20 protein-coding genes are annotated in these 18058 nt (G+C 66.9%); 3 read left to right on the plus strand and 17 right to left on the minus strand.

What is annotated here, in order from left to right; translation table 11 throughout:
• Positions 1–130: 130 nt before the first annotated feature.
• From OCI36_RS06300 to OCI36_RS06320, 5 genes are all read right to left on the minus strand, one after another.
• On the minus strand, positions 131–1057 hold the full coding sequence (locus tag OCI36_RS06300; RefSeq protein ID WP_261664227.1) for a phytoene/squalene synthase family protein: 927 nt from the start codon (positions 1055–1057) through the stop codon (positions 131–133).
• A gap of 106 nt (positions 1058–1163) precedes the next feature.
• Positions 1164–2189: a PIN/TRAM domain-containing protein gene (locus OCI36_RS06305; protein ID WP_261664228.1), complete on the minus strand. Its 1026-nt coding sequence runs from the start codon at positions 2187–2189 to the stop codon at positions 1164–1166.
• Between the two features lie 9 nt (positions 2190–2198).
• On the minus strand, positions 2199–3269 hold the full coding sequence (gene tsaD / locus OCI36_RS06310) for a tRNA (adenosine(37)-N6)-threonylcarbamoyltransferase complex transferase subunit TsaD (protein ID WP_261664229.1): 1071 nt from the start codon (positions 3267–3269) through the stop codon (positions 2199–2201).
• Positions 3270–3339: 70 nt separating this feature from the next.
• The gene (locus OCI36_RS06315; protein WP_261664230.1) at positions 3340–3735 is read right to left on the minus strand and encodes a barstar family protein; all 396 of its coding nucleotides are present in this window, start codon (positions 3733–3735) and stop codon (positions 3340–3342) included.
• A gap of 102 nt (positions 3736–3837) precedes the next feature.
• Positions 3838–4671 (minus strand): undecaprenyl-diphosphate phosphatase, encoded by an 834-nt coding sequence (locus OCI36_RS06320; protein ID WP_261664231.1) that lies wholly within the window; start codon positions 4669–4671, stop codon positions 3838–3840.
• A gap of 44 nt (positions 4672–4715) precedes the next feature.
• On the opposite strand from OCI36_RS06320, the gene OCI36_RS06325 reads away from it, so the two are divergent.
• Positions 4716–5576 carry an alpha/beta hydrolase gene (locus tag OCI36_RS06325; protein WP_261664232.1) on the plus strand — a complete coding sequence of 287 codons (861 nt, stop codon included), beginning with the start codon at positions 4716–4718 and terminating at the stop codon, positions 5574–5576.
• A 69-nt stretch (positions 5577–5645) separates the two neighbouring features.
• Here the strand turns inward: OCI36_RS06325 and OCI36_RS06330 are convergent, their stop codons facing one another.
• Together OCI36_RS06330 and OCI36_RS06335 are read right to left on the minus strand one after the other, a co-directional pair.
• Positions 5646–6551, minus strand: coding sequence for a hypothetical protein (locus tag OCI36_RS06330; protein WP_261664233.1), 906 nt, complete (start codon positions 6549–6551; stop codon positions 5646–5648).
• On the minus strand, positions 6548–7408 hold the full coding sequence (locus OCI36_RS06335) for a phage holin family protein (protein ID WP_261664234.1): 861 nt from the start codon (positions 7406–7408) through the stop codon (positions 6548–6550). The genes OCI36_RS06330 and OCI36_RS06335 overlap by 4 nt, the downstream gene beginning before the upstream one ends.
• A 283-nt stretch (positions 7409–7691) precedes the next feature.
• On the opposite strand from OCI36_RS06335, the gene pgm reads away from it, so the two are divergent.
• A complete protein-coding gene (gene pgm, locus OCI36_RS06340; protein ID WP_261664235.1) occupies positions 7692–9317 on the plus strand; it encodes a phosphoglucomutase (alpha-D-glucose-1,6-bisphosphate-dependent) in 1626 nt (541 codons plus the stop codon).
• Between the two features lie 41 nt (positions 9318–9358).
• Here the strand turns inward: pgm and OCI36_RS06345 are convergent, their stop codons facing one another.
• From OCI36_RS06345 to OCI36_RS06370, 6 genes are all read right to left on the minus strand, one after another.
• Positions 9359–9799, minus strand: coding sequence for a c-type cytochrome (locus tag OCI36_RS06345; protein ID WP_261664236.1), 441 nt, complete (start codon positions 9797–9799; stop codon positions 9359–9361).
• Positions 9796–10377 (minus strand): molybdenum cofactor guanylyltransferase, encoded by a 582-nt coding sequence (locus OCI36_RS06350; protein WP_315941248.1) that lies wholly within the window; start codon positions 10375–10377, stop codon positions 9796–9798. The genes OCI36_RS06345 and OCI36_RS06350 overlap by 4 nt, the downstream gene beginning before the upstream one ends.
• A gap of 37 nt (positions 10378–10414) precedes the next feature.
• Positions 10415–10699 carry an acylphosphatase gene (locus OCI36_RS06355; protein ID WP_261664237.1) on the minus strand — a complete coding sequence of 95 codons (285 nt, stop codon included), beginning with the start codon at positions 10697–10699 and terminating at the stop codon, positions 10415–10417.
• Positions 10700–10764: 65 nt separating this feature from the next.
• Complete coding sequence (locus OCI36_RS06360; protein ID WP_261664238.1) at positions 10765–11388, minus strand: class I SAM-dependent methyltransferase; 624 nt, start codon at positions 11386–11388, stop codon at positions 10765–10767.
• Positions 11389–11413: 25 nt separating this feature from the next.
• Positions 11414–11959, minus strand: a complete 546-nt coding sequence (locus tag OCI36_RS06365) for a phosphoribosyltransferase family protein (RefSeq protein ID WP_261664239.1) — start codon at positions 11957–11959, stop codon at positions 11414–11416.
• 114 nt (positions 11960–12073) lie between these two features.
• A complete protein-coding gene (locus OCI36_RS06370; protein WP_261664240.1) occupies positions 12074–12379 on the minus strand; it encodes a hypothetical protein in 306 nt (101 codons plus the stop codon).
• Between the two features lie 366 nt (positions 12380–12745).
• Between OCI36_RS06370 and OCI36_RS06375 the strand changes: the two genes are divergently transcribed.
• Positions 12746–14131: an L-cystine transporter gene (locus OCI36_RS06375; protein WP_315941249.1), complete on the plus strand. Its 1386-nt coding sequence runs from the start codon at positions 12746–12748 to the stop codon at positions 14129–14131.
• A gap of 147 nt (positions 14132–14278) precedes the next feature.
• On the opposite strand, the gene OCI36_RS06380 is transcribed toward OCI36_RS06375, so the two are convergent.
• The 4 genes from OCI36_RS06380 to pyrR form a co-directional block, all read right to left on the minus strand.
• Complete coding sequence (locus tag OCI36_RS06380) at positions 14279–15553, minus strand: dihydroorotase (RefSeq protein ID WP_409996725.1); 1275 nt, start codon at positions 15551–15553, stop codon at positions 14279–14281.
• A gap of 79 nt (positions 15554–15632) precedes the next feature.
• Entirely contained in the window at positions 15633–16418 is a 786-nt protein-coding gene (locus OCI36_RS06385) for a hypothetical protein (RefSeq protein WP_261664242.1), read from the minus strand.
• 33 nt (positions 16419–16451) lie between these two features.
• The gene (locus OCI36_RS06390; protein ID WP_261664243.1) at positions 16452–17393 is read right to left on the minus strand and encodes an aspartate carbamoyltransferase catalytic subunit; all 942 of its coding nucleotides are present in this window, start codon (positions 17391–17393) and stop codon (positions 16452–16454) included.
• On the minus strand, positions 17390–17998 hold the full coding sequence (gene pyrR / locus OCI36_RS06395; protein WP_261664244.1) for a bifunctional pyr operon transcriptional regulator/uracil phosphoribosyltransferase PyrR: 609 nt from the start codon (positions 17996–17998) through the stop codon (positions 17390–17392). The genes OCI36_RS06390 and pyrR overlap by 4 nt, the downstream gene beginning before the upstream one ends.
• Between the last annotated feature and the right edge of the window lie 60 nt (positions 17999–18058).

The following is an 18058-nucleotide window of genomic DNA, read 5'->3' on the forward strand; positions in this document are numbered from 1 at the left end:
CCTCGGAGAGAAAGGGAAGGGGGGGTTCAGAGAAGGAAAACGAAAACGAGATACGGGCGGCCGGTGATCGTTAGAGGGATAGAGAAAAGGACGCGAAAAGCAAGAGGCCCCGGCCCCTGAGTTCATAGAATCAGGCGGCTCCGGAGCGGCAGCGGCGGCCGCGTAAGGAGCAGCGGGACGCGCTTTCCTGTAAGGCAGCGCGGGCGGTCAGGCGCAGCTTACGGCCCCGGCTGACAATGGCCCGGCGGCTGAGGTTGTCGAAGTCGTTGGCTTCCAGCTCGTCGAGGATGCCCTCGTACAGCTCGGCGGCCACCGCCACGGCCCAGCGCCCCCGCCCATGCAACTGCGGCAGTCCGGCGCGGCCATAAGCGTAGTCGGCGCGGGCGCGCGCACTCAGGTGCGCCATCAGGGCGCGGTACTGCGGGGTGACCCGGCCGGCCGCGATATCCTGCTCAGTGACGCCGAACTGGGCCAGCAGATCCAGCGGCAGGTAAAGGCGCCGGCGTCCCCAGTCCTCGCCCACGTCGCGCAGGATGTTGGTCATCTGCATGGCCTGGCCCAGCCGCAGCGCCTGCTGCACAGTCTGTGGCCCGCCCGAATACCCGCTGATGGGCGCAATCATCAGCCCCACCACGCCGCCCACGCAGTAGCAGTAGTGGTCCAGCTCGGCCAGGCTGGCGTAGCGGCGGCCCTGCTGATCCATTTGCAGGTCCAGCTCCATCCCGGCGCGCAGATCGGCAAAGGCATTCAGGTCCAGCGGATACCGCTGTGCGGCCCAGGCCAGCCCCTGCGCCACCGGGTCGCCCGGCGCGGCCTCGCCGGCAAAAGCGCCCTGCATCCGCTGCCACCAACCTTCAACGGCCGCCGCAGGGTCATGGCCCGGTTCGTCCACCAGATCGTCCACCTCGCGGCAGGCGGCATACACCGCCCAGACGGCCGGACGCTGGACCGGCGGAAAAAAGAGTGACCCCAGGTAAAAGGTCTGGCTGTGTCGCCGCGTCATCTGGCGGCAGACTTCCTGCGCGTGCGGGTTCATGGCGGGTTGAATCTGCGGCAAGAAAGCACTCCTTAGGTCCTCAGCCTAGCCCCTGGAAGGCCGCCGGCTGGCCGGGTCCCACCTTTAGACAACGGTCATGTCCCGGCCTGCTGGGGCCCCGGCAGGGTCAGGCAGCCTCATCCGGCTTGGCGAAGATCATGCGGCCCACGTTGGTCTGCACGTTGTTGACCACCATCACCCGCAGCGGCTTGCCCTTGAACTTGAGCCCACCTTCTACCACCACCATGGTGCCGTCTTCGAGGTAGCCCACGCCCTGTCCCTGCTGCTGCCCACCCTTGCTGACGGTAATGGTGAGGTAATCGCCCGCCTGCACCTGCGGGCGCAGAGCCACCGCCGCCTCGTGGACGCTCAGCACGTCCACATCCTGCAGCTTGGCAATGCGGCTCAGGGCATTGTCGTTGCTGACCAGCTTGCTGCCGGTCTCGCGGGCAAAGCGGATCAGTTTGTCGTCCACCTTGTCCAGGCTGGGGTCGTCCCAGTCGTCAATGCGCAGTGGACGCAGTCCCTGCAGCTCTTCCAGCACGGCCAGCCCGCGTTTGCCACGGGTGCGGCGCTGCGCGTCCGAGTGATCGGCCAGCAGTTGTAGCTCGCGCAGCACGAAACCCGGCACCAGCAGGTCCCCTTCCAGAAAGCCCGCCTTGACCAGTTCCACGATGCGCCCGTCGATAATCACGTTGGTGTCCAGAATCTTGCTGCCGCGCTTGCGCCGCACCTGCTGCTGACTGGCGAGGAGCCCGAAAGCGTCGGCGTGCCGCACCGAGTAGGTTACGAAAAACCAGCCCAGGCCCAGGGTCACCAGCACACTGATGGGCCAGGAATAAAACGGCAGGCCTGCCAACAGATTGGAAAGCAGCACACTCAGCAGCAGCGCCACGATCAGGCCAAAGGTTGCGGCCGCCACCGTGCTGGGGGTCAGCGAGCTGTACCACGTCCGCAGCTGTTCGAAGCGGCGGGACAGCGCCGGCTCCAGGCGCGGCGTGATCAGAAAAGCGATCAGGGCGCCGGCCAGCATCAGGCTAGCGTTGTTCACCAGGGCCATCTCATTACCGTTTTGCGTCAGAGACAGGGCCTGGCTGGCGGCGTACCCCACCAGCAGCCCCACCAGAATCATCAGCAGTCGGAAGACCAGCACAGGCGTATTTTACCTTGCCTTGCGCCGGGCCGAGGTGTCCAAGTCCGGGTTTGCCAGCAGCGGGGCCAGCGGCACATAGGCCGCCGCGCCGCCGTCCAGCCGGCTGGGTGGTCGGCCCGACCGCAGCGCCGCCGCCCCGGCCAGCGCAATCATGGCGCCGTTGTCGGTGTTCAGGCCGCCGGCCGGAAAGGCGGTCCGCAGACCGGTGGCGGCAAAGGCTTCACGCAGCGCCCGGTTGGCCGCCACCCCGCCCGAGACCACCACCGTTTCCCGGCCCAGAGCTTCTGCCGCACGCACCGTGGTGTCTACCAGCGACCGCACCACCGCTCGCTGAAAGCTGGCCGCCAGGTCCTCGGGGCTGGCGCCCCGCTGAAAAGCCAGCAGGGCCGCCGTCTTCAGACCACTGAAACTGAACTCGAAGCCCTGCTGGCCCTGCAGCGGCGGCTTGAACGGCACGGCCTGGGAATCACCCCGCTCGGCAGCCGCGCTGATGGCGGGGCCGCCGGGGTAGCCCAGGCCGGCCAGGCGGGCCACTTTGTCGAAGGCCTCGCCTGCCGCGTCATCGCGGGTGGCGCCCACCAGGCGGTACTCGCCGGGGCCAGTCACATCAAACAGGTGGGTGTGCCCGCCGGAAACCACCAGCGCCAGATACGGCGGGGTCAGACCCTCCTCACTGGCCGCTGCGTAAATGTGGCCCTCCAGGTGGTGGGTGGCGTAAAAAGACAAGTTCAGAGCCTGGGCCAGCCCCTTGCCATACATCAGGCCCACCAGCAGGGCGCCCATCAGCCCCGGCCCACTGGTGGCCGCGACCACGTCCAGGTCCGGTAGGCCAATACCAGCTTCAGACAGTGCTCGCGGCAGCAGAGTATCAATCCGCTCCACGTGCTCACGGCTGGCCAGTTCCGGCATCACGCCGCCGTACTCGGCATGCACGGTCTGCGACCAGATAATATTGGACCGGACCTGGGGCCCGGCCGGGGTCAGCTGCACCACACCTACGCCGGTGTCGTCACAGGAGGTATCAATCCCCAGAATGTAGGTCAGCCCGGCGTCTGGCGTGGGCAGCGGCTCAGTAGTCACTAAGGCAGCATAGCCCAAGCGGGCGGAAGCCTGCCGGATCAGAGGTCACGAAACTCTGGGCCACAACGACTCAGAAATGCCGTGGGTCGGCTTCCGGATAGGCGGCCAGCAGGTACAGCTGCTTGCCCTGAGCGGCCAACCGCCGCTGGGCCTCGGTCAGTGTGGCGTCCAGTTCGTTGCTGAGGCGCGGCATTCGGTAGCGAAAGTCGCGGTAGCCCAGCAGCAGAATGCCGAACCGCTCCGGCTGGTCAGGCCGGGTCAGGGCGTCCAGCAGGGCGTCCCAGCTTTCGGTGGTCTCCAGCGGCACCGAGAGGCCCATCATCAGTTCCTCGGTTAGAGTGTGGCGGTCGTGGGCACAGTTCAGTTTGATGGCCCGCAGGCCCACCTGATAGCCCGCCGCGCTAAGGCGGGAGTCGTGGGGCGCATCCTGGATGCCGTCGGCCGGCTGGGAAAAAACGTCAAGCACCCGCTTATGCTAAAGCGGGCGCCGCCGCTGCCGGTCTGCCCAGCGCGTAAGCTTTTCTTTATCAAGCCAAGCCGGGGCCAGCGGGAGAGGCTCCAGGCCGGGTCAGATCGTGTTGGTCAAGTTGCCGCTGTAGACCAGGGCCAGAATCAGGGCACCCACAATCACACGGTACACCGCAAACGGCTTGAAGTTGTTGGTCGCCACGAAACGCAGTAGCCAGCCGATCGACAGGTAAGCCACGATAAACGAGGTGACGGCCCCGATCGCCACAGTGCCCAACCCGATTTCGGCCAGCTGGTCCAGGCTGCGCAGCAGGTCCACCAGCGCGGCGCCGCCCAGGGTCGGAATGCCCAGGTAAAAGCTGAACTTGGTGGCGGTAGGCCGGTCCAGACCGGTCAGCATGCCGCCCAGGATGGAACTGGCCGAGCGGGAGAAGCCGGGCCACAGCAGCGCCAGGCACTGCACTGCACCGATGATCAGCGAGCGCTTCAGGCCAATTTTCTCGATGGAATGCACGGTGGGCTGGGTTTTGCGCTCTTCCAGCCACCAGATAATCACCCCGCCCACGATCAGGGCCCAGGCCACCACGCTGGGGCGGAACAGGTACTGCTTGATCACGTCGCTGAAGGCAAAGCCCAGCAGCGCGGCCGGCAAGCAGGCCACCAGCACACCCAGCCACAGCTGCTTGGTGTCCTGCGCCGGTGCGCCGCCCGCTTTCAGCGCCTGTGCCTGGCTTACGAAATCTTTCCAGTAGTACACCAATACCGACAGAATGGCCCCGCCCTGAATGACCACCTCGAAGGTGTCCTTGACTTCCTTGGTCCAGGGCACCCCCATCAGGTGTCCAGCGACGATCAGGTGCCCGGTCGAACTGATCGGCAGAAATTCGGTGATCCCTTCAACCACCCCGTAAATGAGCGCATACAGCCAGTCCATGCGACCAACCCTATCAGACGGTGCAGCGCTGCTATGCTGGGCGGGTGAACGTGTCTGCCCATGTCTGGGCCACCGGCGCCCCGGTCGAGGGTCGCGCCTGGAAGGCTGCCCATCCCCGCGCTGCCATCTTGCTGACCCACGGGTTCGGGGAGTATCTGTCGCGCTACGTGACCCACTACCAGCAGCTGATCCCGGCCCTGCTGGACCTGGGCTTTGATGTCTACGGGTACGATCAGCGCAGCCACGGGCAGTCGCTGGGCCGCCGGGCCGTGGTGAACGTGGAAACCCTGGTCCGCGACCATCTCAAGGCCCGCGAACAGCTGCGCCGGCAGCCGCTACCTGTGTACGCGCTGGGCCACTCGCTGGGCGGACTGGTCACGGCCCTGAGTGCGGCGCGTGATCCCCGGGGCCTGAGCGGTGTGGTGCTGAGCAGCCCGGCCCTGCTGATCGGTGAGAACGAACCGGCGATTGCCCGCCGCGCTGCGCCGCTGCTGGCCCGGCTGGCGCCTTCGCTCCCGGTGGCCGAGCTGGACACCGCCGACCTGAGCCACCTGCCGGAATCGGTCCGCTCCTATCAGGCCGACCCGCAGGTGTATCACGGCAAGGTGCCGGCGCTGACGGCGGCCACCATGCTGCAGGCCAGCCAGGGTGGCTGGAAACTTTATCCCAGTTTCAAGCTGCCGGCACTGGTGGTACACGGCAGCGACGACCACATCGCCGACCCGGCCGGCAGCCAGCGTTTCGTGCAGGTCATCGCCAGCGAGGACAAGACCCTGCGCCTGATCGAAGGTGGCTACCACGAATTGCTGAACGACCAGGGCGGCCCTGAAACGGCCCAGATCATCCTTGACTGGCTAGATGAGCGGGCGCCGCAGGCAGCAGATGAGAAGGCAGCCGGGAGCTGAATCTCAGCAGGCAGCAAAAAAGACCCCCAGCCACACGCTGGGGGTCTTTTTTATCGTACCGAGCTTGGCTCAGCCGGCGTTGGGGTTCTTCAGCTCAGTCCGCTGAATAGGGGCACCGTCGGCCAGAGCACTTACCGTGCTGCCAGGAACTTCAGCGTGACGCACCGGGCCATTGGGGTCTTCCGGAGTGCCCGCTGCCGGAGCCGGAGCGTGGGCAAACTGCGCTTCCATGCCGGAATTGGCTGGAGCGGGGGCCGCAGCCGCCGGCTGGGTCTGCGTTTGCGCACTGGGGGCAGCAGTCACGGTGGTACTGGTGGTGGCCGGAGCACTGGTGGCTTCAGCAGGGTTACTGCCCGGCTTCAGAAAGCGGCTGACAGCCGGGTTGCTGGTCTGGCGAGCCGGAGCTGCAGCGACGCTCTGGTTCTGACGGGGCAGCGCAGAGGCGACCTGGCGGGTCTGGCCGCCAGCGCTGTTTCCACCCGAGCGGCTGGCCGGCTGGCCGCCCTGCGGGTTTTGGCCGGCCTTGACCAGCAGATCTTCGGCCATGTTCTGCAGGCGGTCACGCACCATGGTGTTGCTCAGGGCGCGGGCGCCGACCGTTACCAACGTGGCGACCAGTGCGCCGCCCAGGTCGGTGCCCTGTTCCTTTTGCTGGGCCTTGAGCAGCCGCTTCTGGTACTTCACTGGCGAGTTGGCGTCCACGTAAATCTTCTTGGTGCGCTTCAGCTGGCTGCCCAGCGCCAGGCCCAGCACCGCGCCAACAGCCGAGGCGCCGCCCAGCATCTTGAGCGGTTCTTTTTGCAGTTGCACTTTGAGGCTGGCGGTTTCGGCCAGCACGTCCACTTTGGCACGCAGGCGTTCGCGAGCCAGGTCCTTTTCGGTCAGCGGCAGACGCACTTCCTCGTAACGGGTCCCGTCGCTGGACGGCGCCCGCAGCACCACAGGTTCAGCCTGGGGGCGGTCATTGTTGCTCATTTGCGTTCTCCTTGGTCGGCGCGGCTCATATCCTCGGCGTAGGTGGGCTGGGTGCTGACCCGCACCTCAGGGGCACCTTCCAGCACTTCAGGATGAACTACGTTGGGATCGTGCTCCGGCTGGTGCGAACCGTGGGTCTGGGGGTCAAGTTTCTCGTTCAGGCCCTGACCGTAGTACTCTGCGCGGCCTTCAGCACCGGGCTCGTACACTGGAACCGGGTAAGCGCCTTCCACGTCAGGCTGCACCATGCCGCTGGGTTCGCCAGGCTCACGCAGGCCAGCGTCACTCACGCGCTGCACGCTGGGTCCGCCACTCACCACGGTGGTGTGGCTCTGACCGTACTGGGTTTCACTAGGCTGGAAGGCACTGGTCTGCACCTGACCGCCCTGCTCGTAGTGGGCGACCGGACGCTGCTGGGTGCCCACCGTGACCGGCACGCCGGTAGCGACCACAGCGCCACTGACAGGAGCAGCGCCTTCGGTGCGGCGGCGGCGCTGCTCGGCCAGGTATTCGGCTTCCAAGCGCTCGTCTTCGGTCAGGCTGCGGTTTTCCTGGCCGATGCCTTCGCTGAGCTTGTTGATGCCCAGGGCCACCATCACGGCCGCGACCAGCAGGCTGCCCAGGAACATGACCAGCGCGGCTGCCCACCAGGGCAGGCCCAGGGCCACCAGACCGAAGTACACTGCCAGGATCAAAAAGATCAGGGCCAAGGTCAGCGGCACCAGGGCCGACAGCAGCATGATCAGGCCCAGACCCTTGGACTTGGCCAGCTCACCGAGCGTGTGGGCAAACGAGTTGATCTCGGCTTTGACCAGCGCTACTCCGGCGTCAAAGACATCGACGATGGCACTGCCCATGGATGTTTTCCGTTCTTCTTGCATTCCGTCCTCCGAAAGACGCGCCTGATTCTTTGAAATCAGGCACACGATATGCCCATCAGCATAAACGCTGTGCGGCGGCAGTTCAGCGGAAGCAAAGAAACTCTCAACCACATTTTGCCGCCTCCCGGCGTTTCCAGCCTCACTGTAGCACCCCCCTCTGCGCGGCCCGGCCGGCACCGCCGTCAGGCCACGCAGCGCCAGACAGACCCTTCCTTAAGGCTGCGCCGCTCCGGCTGAGAGCGGGCGTTAGACTCCGGCCATGACCCATCCACTTGCCGGAAAACGCGCTCCTCTGGACCAGTTGACCTCTATTCCGCACCTGGTGGCGGCCTACTACGAGCGCCGCCCGGACCCCTCGCAGGCCGGGCAGCGGGTCGCCTTCGGCACCAGTGGGCACCGCGGCACCTCGCTGGACGGTTCCTTTACCGAAAGCCACATCCTGGCCATCAGTCAGGCGACTGCCGAGTACCGCGCCGGAGCCGGCATCAGCGGGCCGCTGTATCTGGGGGCCGACACCCACGCCCTGAGCGAACCCGCCTTTCTGACGGCGCTGCGGGTGCTGACAGCCAACGGGGTCCGGGTGCGGGCCACGCCGGGGCAGTTCACTCCCACGCCGCTGGTCAGCCACGCCATTTTGACCCACAATGCCGGGCAGCCGGCCGCGCAAGCCGACGGCATCGTGATCACCCCCAGTCACAACCCCCCGCAGGACGGCGGCTTCAAATACAACCCGCCCAGCGGTGGCCCGGCCGACACCGACGTGACCGGCCAGATTCAGGCGCGGGCCAACGAACTGCTGGCCGGCGGGCTGCGCGAGGTGAAGCAGCAGCCGCTGGAAGCCGCACTGGCCGCTGTGGAGACTTTCGATTTTATCGCGCCTTACGTGGAAGCGCTGCCGGAAGTGATTGATCTAGACGCCATCCGCCAGGCGGGCATACGGATCGGGGTGGACCCGCTGGGCGGCAGCAGCCTGCCGGTCTGGGAAGCGATCGAGCAGCGCTGGCAGCTGGGCCTGGAAATCGTGAACCGGGAAATCGACCCGCGCTTTGCCTTTATGCCGCTGGACAAGGACGGCAAGATTCGCATGGACTGCTCCAGCCCCTACGCGATGGCCGGGCTGCTGGAGTACCGAGACCGCTTCGACGTGGCGATCGGCAACGACCCCGACGCCGACCGGCACGGCATCGTGACCCCGCAGGGCCTGATGAACCCCAACCACTATCTGGCAGTGATGATCGATTATCTGTTCCAGAACCGCCCCGGCTGGCCGGCAGAGGCAGGCGTCGGCAAGACGCTGGTCAGCTCGGCGCTGATTGACCGGGTCGCGGCGGGCCTGGGCCGCCGGCTGGTGGAAGTGCCGGTGGGCTTCAAGTATTTCGTGGAGGGCCTGCTCGGCGGCAGCTTGGGCTTTGGCGGCGAGGAATCGGCTGGCGCCAGCTTTCTGCGGATGGACGGCCGCCCCTGGAGCACCGACAAGGACGGCATTATCGCCGGGCTACTGGCGGCTGAAATCACCGCGCGTACCGGCCAGAACCCCGCCGAGCGCTTTGCAGCCCTCAGCGAGCGCTATGGTGCCACGGCTTACGCTCGCCGGGACGCCCCCGCCAGCGCCGAGCAGAAAAAAGTGCTGAGCGGCCTGAGCCCCGAAGCGGTGCAGGCGGCTGCCCTGGCCGGCGACCCTATCACCGGACGCTTTACCCGGGCGCCCGGCAACGATCAGCCGATCGGCGGCCTGAAAGTGACCACCGAGCAGGCCTGGTTTGCCGCCCGGCCCAGCGGCACCGAGGACATCTACAAGATTTACGCCGAGAGCTTCCGTGGCGAAGAGCATCTCCAGCAGGTGCTGGCCGAAGCCGAGCAGGTGGTGGCCGCGGCCATGTCCTGAGCCGGAGCGCTGAGGGAAGCCGGAAGTGCCGGCCTTTCCTCTTAGGGCAGCGTGCGCAGGTAGTGCTGAATCTGGGCAAGTGAAGCGTCGGACAGTACTTCAGGCGTGAAGCGGGGCATGCTGGACAGCAGCGGGCCAGCGGCACCCCGACCCTGTCGCACGGCGGCCGTAAAGCGCTCGGGCGACCAGCGCGCCGCTGGCCTCAGCGCCGGTCCGAAGCCGCCCCCGGCCGCGCTGCCGTGGCAGCCAGCACAGTGCTTGTTAAAAGACCGCTGGCCCGGAGCTTCAGCCTGGGCAGCCGGCTGATGGGGCTTGGACGCAGTACCGGAAGCCGCCACTGCCGGTTTATGGGCGGGAGAGTTGGACGCGGCGGCCGCTGGAGAAGCAGTCGCTGCGTCATTCTGGCGGCTGGGCTGGTCACTACAGGCGGTCAGAGCCACCGCCAGCCAGCCAGCCCGCAGCAGTGAACCGGGCCGCTTCATACTTCCTCCAGCGGCAGATGATCCGCCAGGGCGGCCAGCTCGGCGGGGGTGTCGGCGTCGGCCAGCAGGGCAGCGGGCAGGTCCAACCGGGCCGGGACCAGCCATTCGCCGGCGTCCCGCAGCCAGGGGGGCAGCAATCGCCGCTCACCGGCGTCCAGAGCTGCCGTGACCCGGGGGCGCAGGGTGGTGTGGTAGAGGGCGGGGAGCGAGTCCGGGCCGCCGGCGCCCTGAAAGCCCACCAGCAGGCCTCCAGGGCGCCGCGCTGCCGCCAGAGCCTGCCAGACCGCCGGGGTCAGCAGCGGGTAATCGGTGCCGCTGAGGGCCACCCAGCCGGGCCCCGCCTGCGCTTCAGCCCAGGCCAAAGCGGTTTCTAGAGCAGCCAGCGGGCCCTCGCCGGGGCGGCGCTCGGACTGCACGGTCCAGCCGGGCAAGCGGTAACGGTCCGGCGGGGCCAGCAGCAGGCGCCGGGGGCACCCGGCCAGGCTGGCGGCCACCCGTTCCAGCAGGGTCAGGCCGCCGAGCTGGATCAGGGCCTTGTCGGACCCGAAGCGGCGCGACCGCCCCCCGGCCAGAATCACCCCGGTCAGGCCACCAAGCAGACCAGCGGGTAACAGGTCAGTAGATATGAAAGCCCCGCAGGCCGGTGGCCTCGCTCAGCTGGGATTCGACGCCCTCCACCCGGGCGTGGGGCGGGCCCTGCTTGAGCCAGTGCACCAGCCGGTCGAGGTCCTCGGGCCAGCCCTCGGCCACCACCTCCACCCGGCCGTCGCTGAGGTTCTCGGCGTAGCCGCTCAGCTCCATGTCGCGGGCGCGGCGCTGCACGAAATAGCGGTAGCCTACCCCCTGCACGGTGCCCGTCACCAGGGCGGTCAGACGTTGCCTCTTGTCGCTTCCAGTCATGAACTCCAGCCTAGAGGATTGCCCAGCTCCGCACCGTGCCCTGCGCCTTCAGCGGTAGTCAGGCTTCAAGCCTCCCGCACCCGCCGCTCGAAGCGCACCGCACCGTACTGCACAGCCGTGACCAGCGGGCAGCCGGGCAGCTGCGCGGTGACCCAGTCGCCTGTAGGAAAAGTCAGCCCGCCCAGTACCGGCCGGGCCAGGCAGCGCTGCACCGGGCCGCCGGTGGCCGTCAGGAACATCAGCCACAGCTGGCCGCCGGGGCGCAGGGCCGCTGCCGCCGAGCGCAGCAACGCGGCCGGGTCAGCCGTTTCGTTCAGGGTGGCCCCGATGGTCACGCCGTCAAAGCGGCCAGCCCAGTCGGGCGGTAGGGTTTCGCTGTTCTGTTGCGCCCAGCGAATCCGGGAACTTCCGCTGCGGCGGCGGGCCACCTGCAGCATGGCCGGGCTGAAGTCGGTGGCGGTGACCTGGCAGCCCTGAGCAGCCAGAACCCCAGCATAGAACCCGGCGCTGGTGCCGATATCCAGCCAGGCCTCGCCCAGGTGCGGGCGGCAGTGCCCCAGGAACAGAGCCGCTTCACGCTGCAGCGAAAAGCGCTGGCCGCTCAGCAGCGTCAGCGACCGGGCCCGCCACGCCGGATACCCCCAGGCCACCGGGGGCAGGAAGTTGCTGCGCTGGGCCAGGGTCAGCATGCCGGGAGGCCTCATCCCAGAAAGCTCAGAACAGCGGCAGGTGACCCAGTGCCGTCACCTCGGGGCGCTCCTCGCCTTCGGTGAACACGGCCAGCACCGCGCTGAGGTCACCGCCCACTTCCTCGATGATTTCGCGCAGCGAGTTGAGGGTGCCGCCGCTGGACACCACGTCGTCCACAATGGCCACTTTCTGACCGCGGATTTTCTGCACGTCCAGGCCGTCCATCACCAGGGTCTGGGGCTTGCCGGTGGTGATGCTCACCACGTCGCGCACCACCGGGTCCACCATGTAGGGCTTCTGGGTCTTGCGCACCACCACGTAGGGCACGCCCGACTCGCGGCTGATCACGTGCGCCAGCGACAGCGCTTTGACCTCGGGTGTCACCAGAATCTTGATGTCGCCCGGCAGCCGCTTGGCCAGCTCTTTGCCGGCTGCTTCGGTGACTTCGGTGTCGCCCAGCATGTTGAACAGGGCCACGCGAGTGGTGTCAGAAACTGGCACCACCGGCAGGTCGCGGGTCACAGACCCAATCTGGACGCGGTAAGAAGTGAGGGGAGCGGAATCGGTCATAGGGGCCAGTGTAGCGCCCGGCCGCCGCCCGGCAGGGCAAACAGCAGGCAAAATTCAGGCGGCCCTCCCCTCTCCGGGAAAGGCCGCCTGCACAGGCAAATGCCGTGACTGCACTCAGCGCTGCGGGCCGCCGTCAATGCCGCCGCTGCTGCCGGTGCCTGCGCCGCCGTGCTCCTCGCCCCCCAGGTCACTGCCGGACAATGAGTTGGGGTCGCCCTGGCGGTCTTCGCCGTCCCAGCCACCCCGGCGGCCGTCGGCAAAACCGGGCTCGTCGTTAGGGTTGCTCATGTCCTCGGCGGTGCCACTGCGCAGCACGTCCTCGTTTTCCAGCTTCTCGGCGGTGATTTCGGGCTTGGTGTCGTCCACCTGCACGTCTTCACCGAGGTTGATGTCCATGTCGTTCATATCGTGCCGGGTCATGACAGGCAGGATAACGCCGCGCTCTGCACAGACGCTGGCTGCCTCAAGGAAACCCCAAACAGGGTCGCCGGCAGGAAAAGGTATAGGCAAAAGCAAAGTAAGTTATTGATTCTCTTGACATGACAGCTGCCAGAAACCTAAAGTTCAGGAGTGATGCTGATGCCCAGACCCGCAGGCAGCTGTTGTCCGGCTCCGGCTGGACGGCGGCCCCCGGTCTGGTGAAGCACTCCCCGCGCTGAACTTTCCTTCCCTCAGCTTGCGGCGCCAGTTCCAGCAGGTTCCAGTCCTCTTCTGCCTCAGAAAGGACCGGCGCCTGCTGTTTTCTTTTGTTCGCCCTCCCCCAATCCCCCATTTCAAGGAGTGCCCATGACCCTGACTGTCATTCTCAGTGTTGCCGCCTTGCTGCTGCTGTTTGCCCTGCTGTACTGGATGAACCGGCAACACTATTCTTTTTCCGCCCGGGTATTCACGGCCCTGGGCCTGGGTCTGCTGCTGGGCGGCGCCCTGCACCTGCTGACCGGGCAGGACGCCGACACGCTGGACGCCGTGCGCGACTGGTACGCGCTGGCCGGCACCGGCTACGTGCACCTGCTGCAAATGATTTCCATGCCGCTGGTCTTTATCTCCATCCTGGCGGCCCTGACCCGGATGGACACCCGCCGCAACCTGGCCGGCACCGCCGGGCGCGTGATTGCCTGGCTGGTGGGCCTGACTGCCGTCGCCGCCCTGATCGGCATGGCGAGTGTGGCCCTGTTTGGGCTGGACGCCTCGCAGATCGTGCAGGGCCAGGCTGAGCTGGAACGCGGCGCCACCATCGCCGAAAAGGCGGCCACCGTGGGCGCGCAGACCGTGCCGCAGCGCCTGCTGGAACTGCTGCCCACCAACCCCTTTCTCGACCTGACCGGAGCGCGGCCCACGTCCACTATCGCCACGGTGATTTTCGCGGCGCTGCTGGGCATCGCTTACCTGGGCATTGCCGACAAGAAACCGGCCGAGGCCGCCACCTTCCGCAGCGGTGTGGACGCCCTGCACGCCGTGACCATGCGGCTGGTGCAGCTGATTTTGCGCCTGACCCCTTACGGCGTGCTGGCGATTCTGGCTTCTACCGTGGCCGCCACCAACTACGCCGCCATCGTGGACCTGGGCAAGTTCGTGCTGGCCAGCTACGCCGCGCTGATTACCATGCTGCTGGTGCAGCTGGCCGCGCTGGCACTGTCGGGCCTCAACCCGCTGACCTACCTGCGTAAAGCCGCCCCGGTCATGCTGTTCGCTTTCAGCTCGCGCTCCAGCGCCGGCACCCTGCCGCTGAATATTCAGGCGCAGCGTGAACAGCTGGGCGTGGAAGAAGGCACCGCCAACTTGGCCGGCTCGCTAGGTATCTCTATCGGGCAGAACGGCTGCGCCGGCGTCTACCCCGCCATGCTGGCGTTCATGATTGCGCCCACCGTAGGCATCAACCCCATGACCCCCGACTTCATCCTGACCCTGATGGGCGTGGTGGCCCTCAGCTCCTTCGGGGTGGCCGGGGTGGGCGGCGGCGCCACCTTTGCGGCCATTCTGGTGCTGTCCAGCATGAACCTGCCGGTGGCGCTGGCCGGCATCCTGATTTCTGTGGAACCGCTGATCGACATGGGCCGCACCGCCCTGAACGTGAGCGGCTCCATGGTGGCCGGCACCCTGACCAGCCGCAGCGAAGGCACGCTGGACCGCGAACGCTACAACGGCGCGGCCGTGGCCCCCGCCGGCGACTAAACAAGGTCAGCAGCACCCTTTACACCACAGCCGCAGGCAGCTGGAGACGGAACTCTCCAGCACCTGCGGCAGTGTCATGTCTTGCCCCGGCTGGGCCGGCAGATCAGCACGGTTCTGGCCAGGATTTCACGGGAATCTGGCTATAGTTCAGCCTTCAGCGCTGTGGGCCACCACGCCGCCCACCACTGTCAGCAGCGGCCAGCCCCTTAGGGTTTCGCCGGCGTAGGGGCAGAACTTGGCCTTGCTCTGGAAGGTCGCAGGGTTCACCTTGCGCTCGGTGTCCGGGTCGAACACCATCAGGTCGGCGGGGGCGCCGGCGTCCAGGCTGGGTTCGGGCCAGCCCAGCACGCGGGCAGGGCCAGCGGTCATCAGGTCCACCAGCTTTTCCAGGCCCAGCTTCTCGGCAAAGCGGGTGTACATCACCGGCCAGGCCACCTCGATATAGGGAATACCAAAGGGCGCTTCCAACAGGTCGCGCTCCTTTTCGGCGCGGGTGTGCGGCGCGTGGTCAGTGCCGATGCAGTCCACCGTGCCGTCCAGCAGCCCCTCAAACAGCTCGTCGGCGTCGGCCTGGGTGCGCAGCGGCGGAGCCACTTTGTACATGGCGTCGAAGGACCGCAGCCGCTCGTCGGTCAGGGTGAGGTGGTGCGGGCTGACCTCACAGGTGACCGGCAGGCCACGGCGCTTGGCTTCGCGCACCCGGTTCAGGCCGGCGGCACTGGAAAGGTGCTGCACGTGCAGGCGGGGCCGGTTGCCCCGTTCGTGCAGCCAGGCCACGATTTCCATGTCGCGGGCAATGCGGGCGGCCTCGGCGGCGGTGGGGTTGCCCGGCACGCCCAGAGCCTGCGATACCTCGCCCTCGTTCATCACTCCGTCGGCGCGCAGGGTCGCGTCTTCAGCGTGCACGCTGACCACCATGTCCAGGCTGCCGGCATATTCCAGCCCCAGCTGCAGCACACGGGCGTTCTCGTTGGTGCGGCCGTCGTCGGTGAACATCACCGCACCGGCTTCCTTGAGGGCGCTCAGCTCGGCCAGCTGCTCGCCGGCCTGGCCCTGGGTCAGCGCCGCCGACACATGCAGCCGCGCCAGCCCCAGTCCGGCCGCTTTTTCCTGCAGCGCCCGCACAACAGCCGGGTCGTCAATCACCGGGGTGGTGTTGGGCATGCAGACCACGTTGCCGTAGCCGCCCGCCGCCGCTGCCGCCAGGCCCGAGGCCAGGTCTTCTTTTTCGGTCTGGCCGGGCTCGCGCAGGTGAGCGTGCGGTTCTATCAGCGCGGGGATGATGGTGCCGCCGCGCCCGTCCACGGTTTCGCCGTGCTGCTCTGCGGGCAGGTTCCAGCCTTTGATGAGGCCGTCTTCGATGGTGACACTCTGGCGCTCAGAGCTGCCGAGGCGCTTGACGTCGGTGATGGTAAAAGTCAGGTTCATGGGTTCTCCTTGGAAGAAATGAGAAGAAACGGAAAGCGGAGGTGGAGCAGGCAGGAAAGTCAATGCAGGAGAGTCAATACAGAGGCCAGACGCCGGCGTACTGCTTGGCATTCAGCCCGGCAACCCTGGTTTCGGCGCACCCGCCGCCGGCCGTCAGATAAGCCGCATAATCACGGGGAGTCGTCAGTTCAGCCGGCAGCCCAGCCGCAGCGCGCAGGCGAAAAGTGAGCAGCGGTGCCAGCCGGGTTTCACCGGAGGCACTCGTAATGTCCACGTCCTGCATGGTGCGCAGTTCTGCCCGGCAACTGGCAAAAAAGCGGTGATCCAGCGGTGCCAGCTCGCTGCAGTGCCGGCGCTCATCGCCCAGCCAGGCGGGGCGGCCCGCCGGCAGCTGCGCGCCTGGCTTCTGAGCCGCCTGGGCCACTCCCCGCAGCTGGTCACGGAGGAAAGCCTCTGCAGGTCTTTGCCACAGGGAATTCACGAAGATACCCCGCTGCCCTTTGTTATAAATGTCCAGCACTTCTTCCGAACCAAAGGTTCGTGTCAGCCGCTGGTGCTGGGGGCCGGGGTGCCCGACCAACAGCTGGTCCAGGGTGGTCAGCCAGGCATCCTGGGCAATGCGGGTCGTAGAGGTACCAGCCGGCAGCTGGTAACAGCTCACCCGCCCGAACTCGCCGGCTTGCCGCTGCCAGTCGGCGCTGCAGGGCCGTGATTCCCAGCCGTGTGGGAGAGTGCCCGCGTCCCAGGTCTGGATCATCGGCTCTGCCGGACTGCACGCCAGCGCCGCCGAGGGCAATACCAGAGCAAAGAGCAGCGGCAGGGTGCGCCGGTTTGATCTAAGTTGATCATTCGCACTCATGCTCACAGCTTGCCTCCGCTGGCTCATCCGGTCCTAGTCCCGGCCCACCAGCAGGTGGTACAGCACGCTCATCCGCACGGCCTGACCGTTGGCGACCTGCTTGAGGATGCGGCTCCGCTCACCGTCGGCCACCTCACTGCTGATTTCCAGGTCGCGGTTCATCGGACCAGGGTGCAGCACGATGGCGCCGTCCTCGGCTTCGGCCAGCAGGGCCTCATTTACCTGATAGGTGTCGATATAGTCCTGCATGGACGCCAAGTAGCCGCCCTGCATCCGCTCTTTTTGCAGCCGCAGCGCCATCACGGCGTGGGCACCGCGCACCGCCGCGCGCGGGTCGGTGGTCACGGTCACGCCCGGCATCTGCCCCAGTTCCAGCGGGAGCAGCGTGGCGGGGCCGCACAGCACCACCTCGGCGCCCAGCTTGGGCAGCAGCTCGGCGTTGGAGCGGGCCACTCGGCTGTGCAGAATGTCGCCCACGATTGCCACTTTTTTGCCCTGCAGCTCGCCGTATTGCTGGCGAATGGTGTAAGCGTCCAGCAGCGCCTGGGTGGGATGGGCCCGGCGGCCGTCGCCCGCGTTGATCACCGGCTTGCCGGAGTAACGGGCCACCAGATGCGCCGCCCCCGAAGCCGAGTGCCGCACGATATAGGCGTCCATCTGGTACGCGGTCAGCGTTTCGACCGTGTCGCGCAAGGATTCGCCTTTGCTCACGCTGGAGCTGCCGGCCGCAAAGCTCACCACGTCGGCGCTCATGCGGCGGGCGGCCAGCTCAAAGCTGGTCTTGGTGCGGGTGGAATTCTCGAAAAACGCAGTACACACGCTCAGGCCCTGCAGGGCCGGCACCTTTTTCACCGGCCGCGACAGCACATTCAGCATGGTGTCGGCTCCGTCCAGCAAGGCACCGAGGCGCTCCGGGGACCAGTCCTGAAAGTCCAGTAGATGTCTGGGGCGGCCAGCTATTCCTGTGGCAGTCATGCGCGCTCTCCTTCCCCGTCCTGCGCGGCGCCGCTCAGCGCGGCACTGTTCAACGCAGTGCCGTCCCACAGCTCTACACTGTCGGTGCCGTCGGTTTCCTGCAGTTTCACCTTGACCACCTCGTCCTGCGCGGTGGGCAGGTTCTTGCCCACGTAGTCGGCGCGGATCGGCAGTTCGCGGTGTCCCCGGTCCACCAGCACCGCCAGCTGAATCCCGCTGGGCCGGCCGATGTCAATCAGGGCGTCGAGCGCGGCGCGCACGGTGCGGCCGGTGAACAGCACATCGTCCACCAGAATCACCCGGCGCACCGCCAGGTCGAACGGCACCTGCGTCTCGCGGATGATCGGCTGCCGGGCCACCTCGCTCAGGTCGTCGCGGTACAGGGTGATGTCCAGGCTGCCGGTGGGCACCTCGACCCCTTCCAGTTCACTGAGCTTGGCGGCCAGGCGTTCGGCCAGGGGAATGCCGCGGGTATGTACCCCGATCAGGGCCAGGCCCTCGGCGCCCTTGTTGCGCTCGATAATCTCGTGGGCAATGCGAGTCATGGCGCGGCGCACCTCGTGGCTGTCCAGAATCACGGCTTTGGGCTGTGCGGCGTCAGGCATGGCAGCCTCCGCTCAGGCACAGCGGCGCACAAAAAAAATCACCGTTCAGCTCGGGCTGAC

Source organism: Deinococcus sp. Marseille-Q6407 (genome assembly GCF_946848805.1).
In the GTDB taxonomy this organism is placed as follows: Bacteria; Deinococcota; Deinococci; order Deinococcales; family Deinococcaceae; genus Deinococcus.

What these genes read in the sequence shown, in the direction of transcription:
- OCI36_RS06320 (WP_261664231.1), bottom strand. Translation starts at nt 4,671, where the DNA reads ATGGACTGGCTGTATGCGCTCATTTACGGGGTGGTTGAAGGGATCACC.
- OCI36_RS06330 (WP_261664233.1), bottom strand. Translation starts at nt 6,551, where the DNA reads ATGAGCAACAATGACCGCCCCCAGGCTGAACCTGTGGTGCTGCGGGCG.
- OCI36_RS06335 (WP_261664234.1), bottom strand. Translation starts at nt 7,408, where the DNA reads ATGGGCAGTGCCATCGTCGATGTCTTTGACGCCGGAGTAGCGCTGGTC.
- pgm (WP_261664235.1), top strand. Translation starts at nt 7,692, where the DNA reads ATGACCCATCCACTTGCCGGAAAACGCGCTCCTCTGGACCAGTTGACC.
- OCI36_RS06345 (WP_261664236.1), bottom strand. Translation starts at nt 9,799, where the DNA reads ATGAAGCGGCCCGGTTCACTGCTGCGGGCTGGCTGGCTGGCGGTGGCT.
- OCI36_RS06355 (WP_261664237.1), bottom strand. Translation starts at nt 10,699, where the DNA reads ATGACTGGAAGCGACAAGAGGCAACGTCTGACCGCCCTGGTGACGGGC.
- OCI36_RS06360 (WP_261664238.1), bottom strand. Translation starts at nt 11,388, where the DNA reads ATGCTGACCCTGGCCCAGCGCAGCAACTTCCTGCCCCCGGTGGCCTGG.
- OCI36_RS06365 (WP_261664239.1), bottom strand. Translation starts at nt 11,959, where the DNA reads ATGACCGATTCCGCTCCCCTCACTTCTTACCGCGTCCAGATTGGGTCT.
- OCI36_RS06370 (WP_261664240.1), bottom strand. Translation starts at nt 12,379, where the DNA reads ATGACCCGGCACGATATGAACGACATGGACATCAACCTCGGTGAAGAC.
- OCI36_RS06375 (WP_315941249.1), top strand. Translation starts at nt 12,746, where the DNA reads ATGACCCTGACTGTCATTCTCAGTGTTGCCGCCTTGCTGCTGCTGTTT.
- OCI36_RS06385 (WP_261664242.1), bottom strand. Translation starts at nt 16,418, where the DNA reads ATGAGTGCGAATGATCAACTTAGATCAAACCGGCGCACCCTGCCGCTG.
- OCI36_RS06390 (WP_261664243.1), bottom strand. Translation starts at nt 17,393, where the DNA reads ATGACTGCCACAGGAATAGCTGGCCGCCCCAGACATCTACTGGACTTT.
- pyrR (WP_261664244.1), bottom strand. Translation starts at nt 17,998, where the DNA reads ATGCCTGACGCCGCACAGCCCAAAGCCGTGATTCTGGACAGCCACGAG.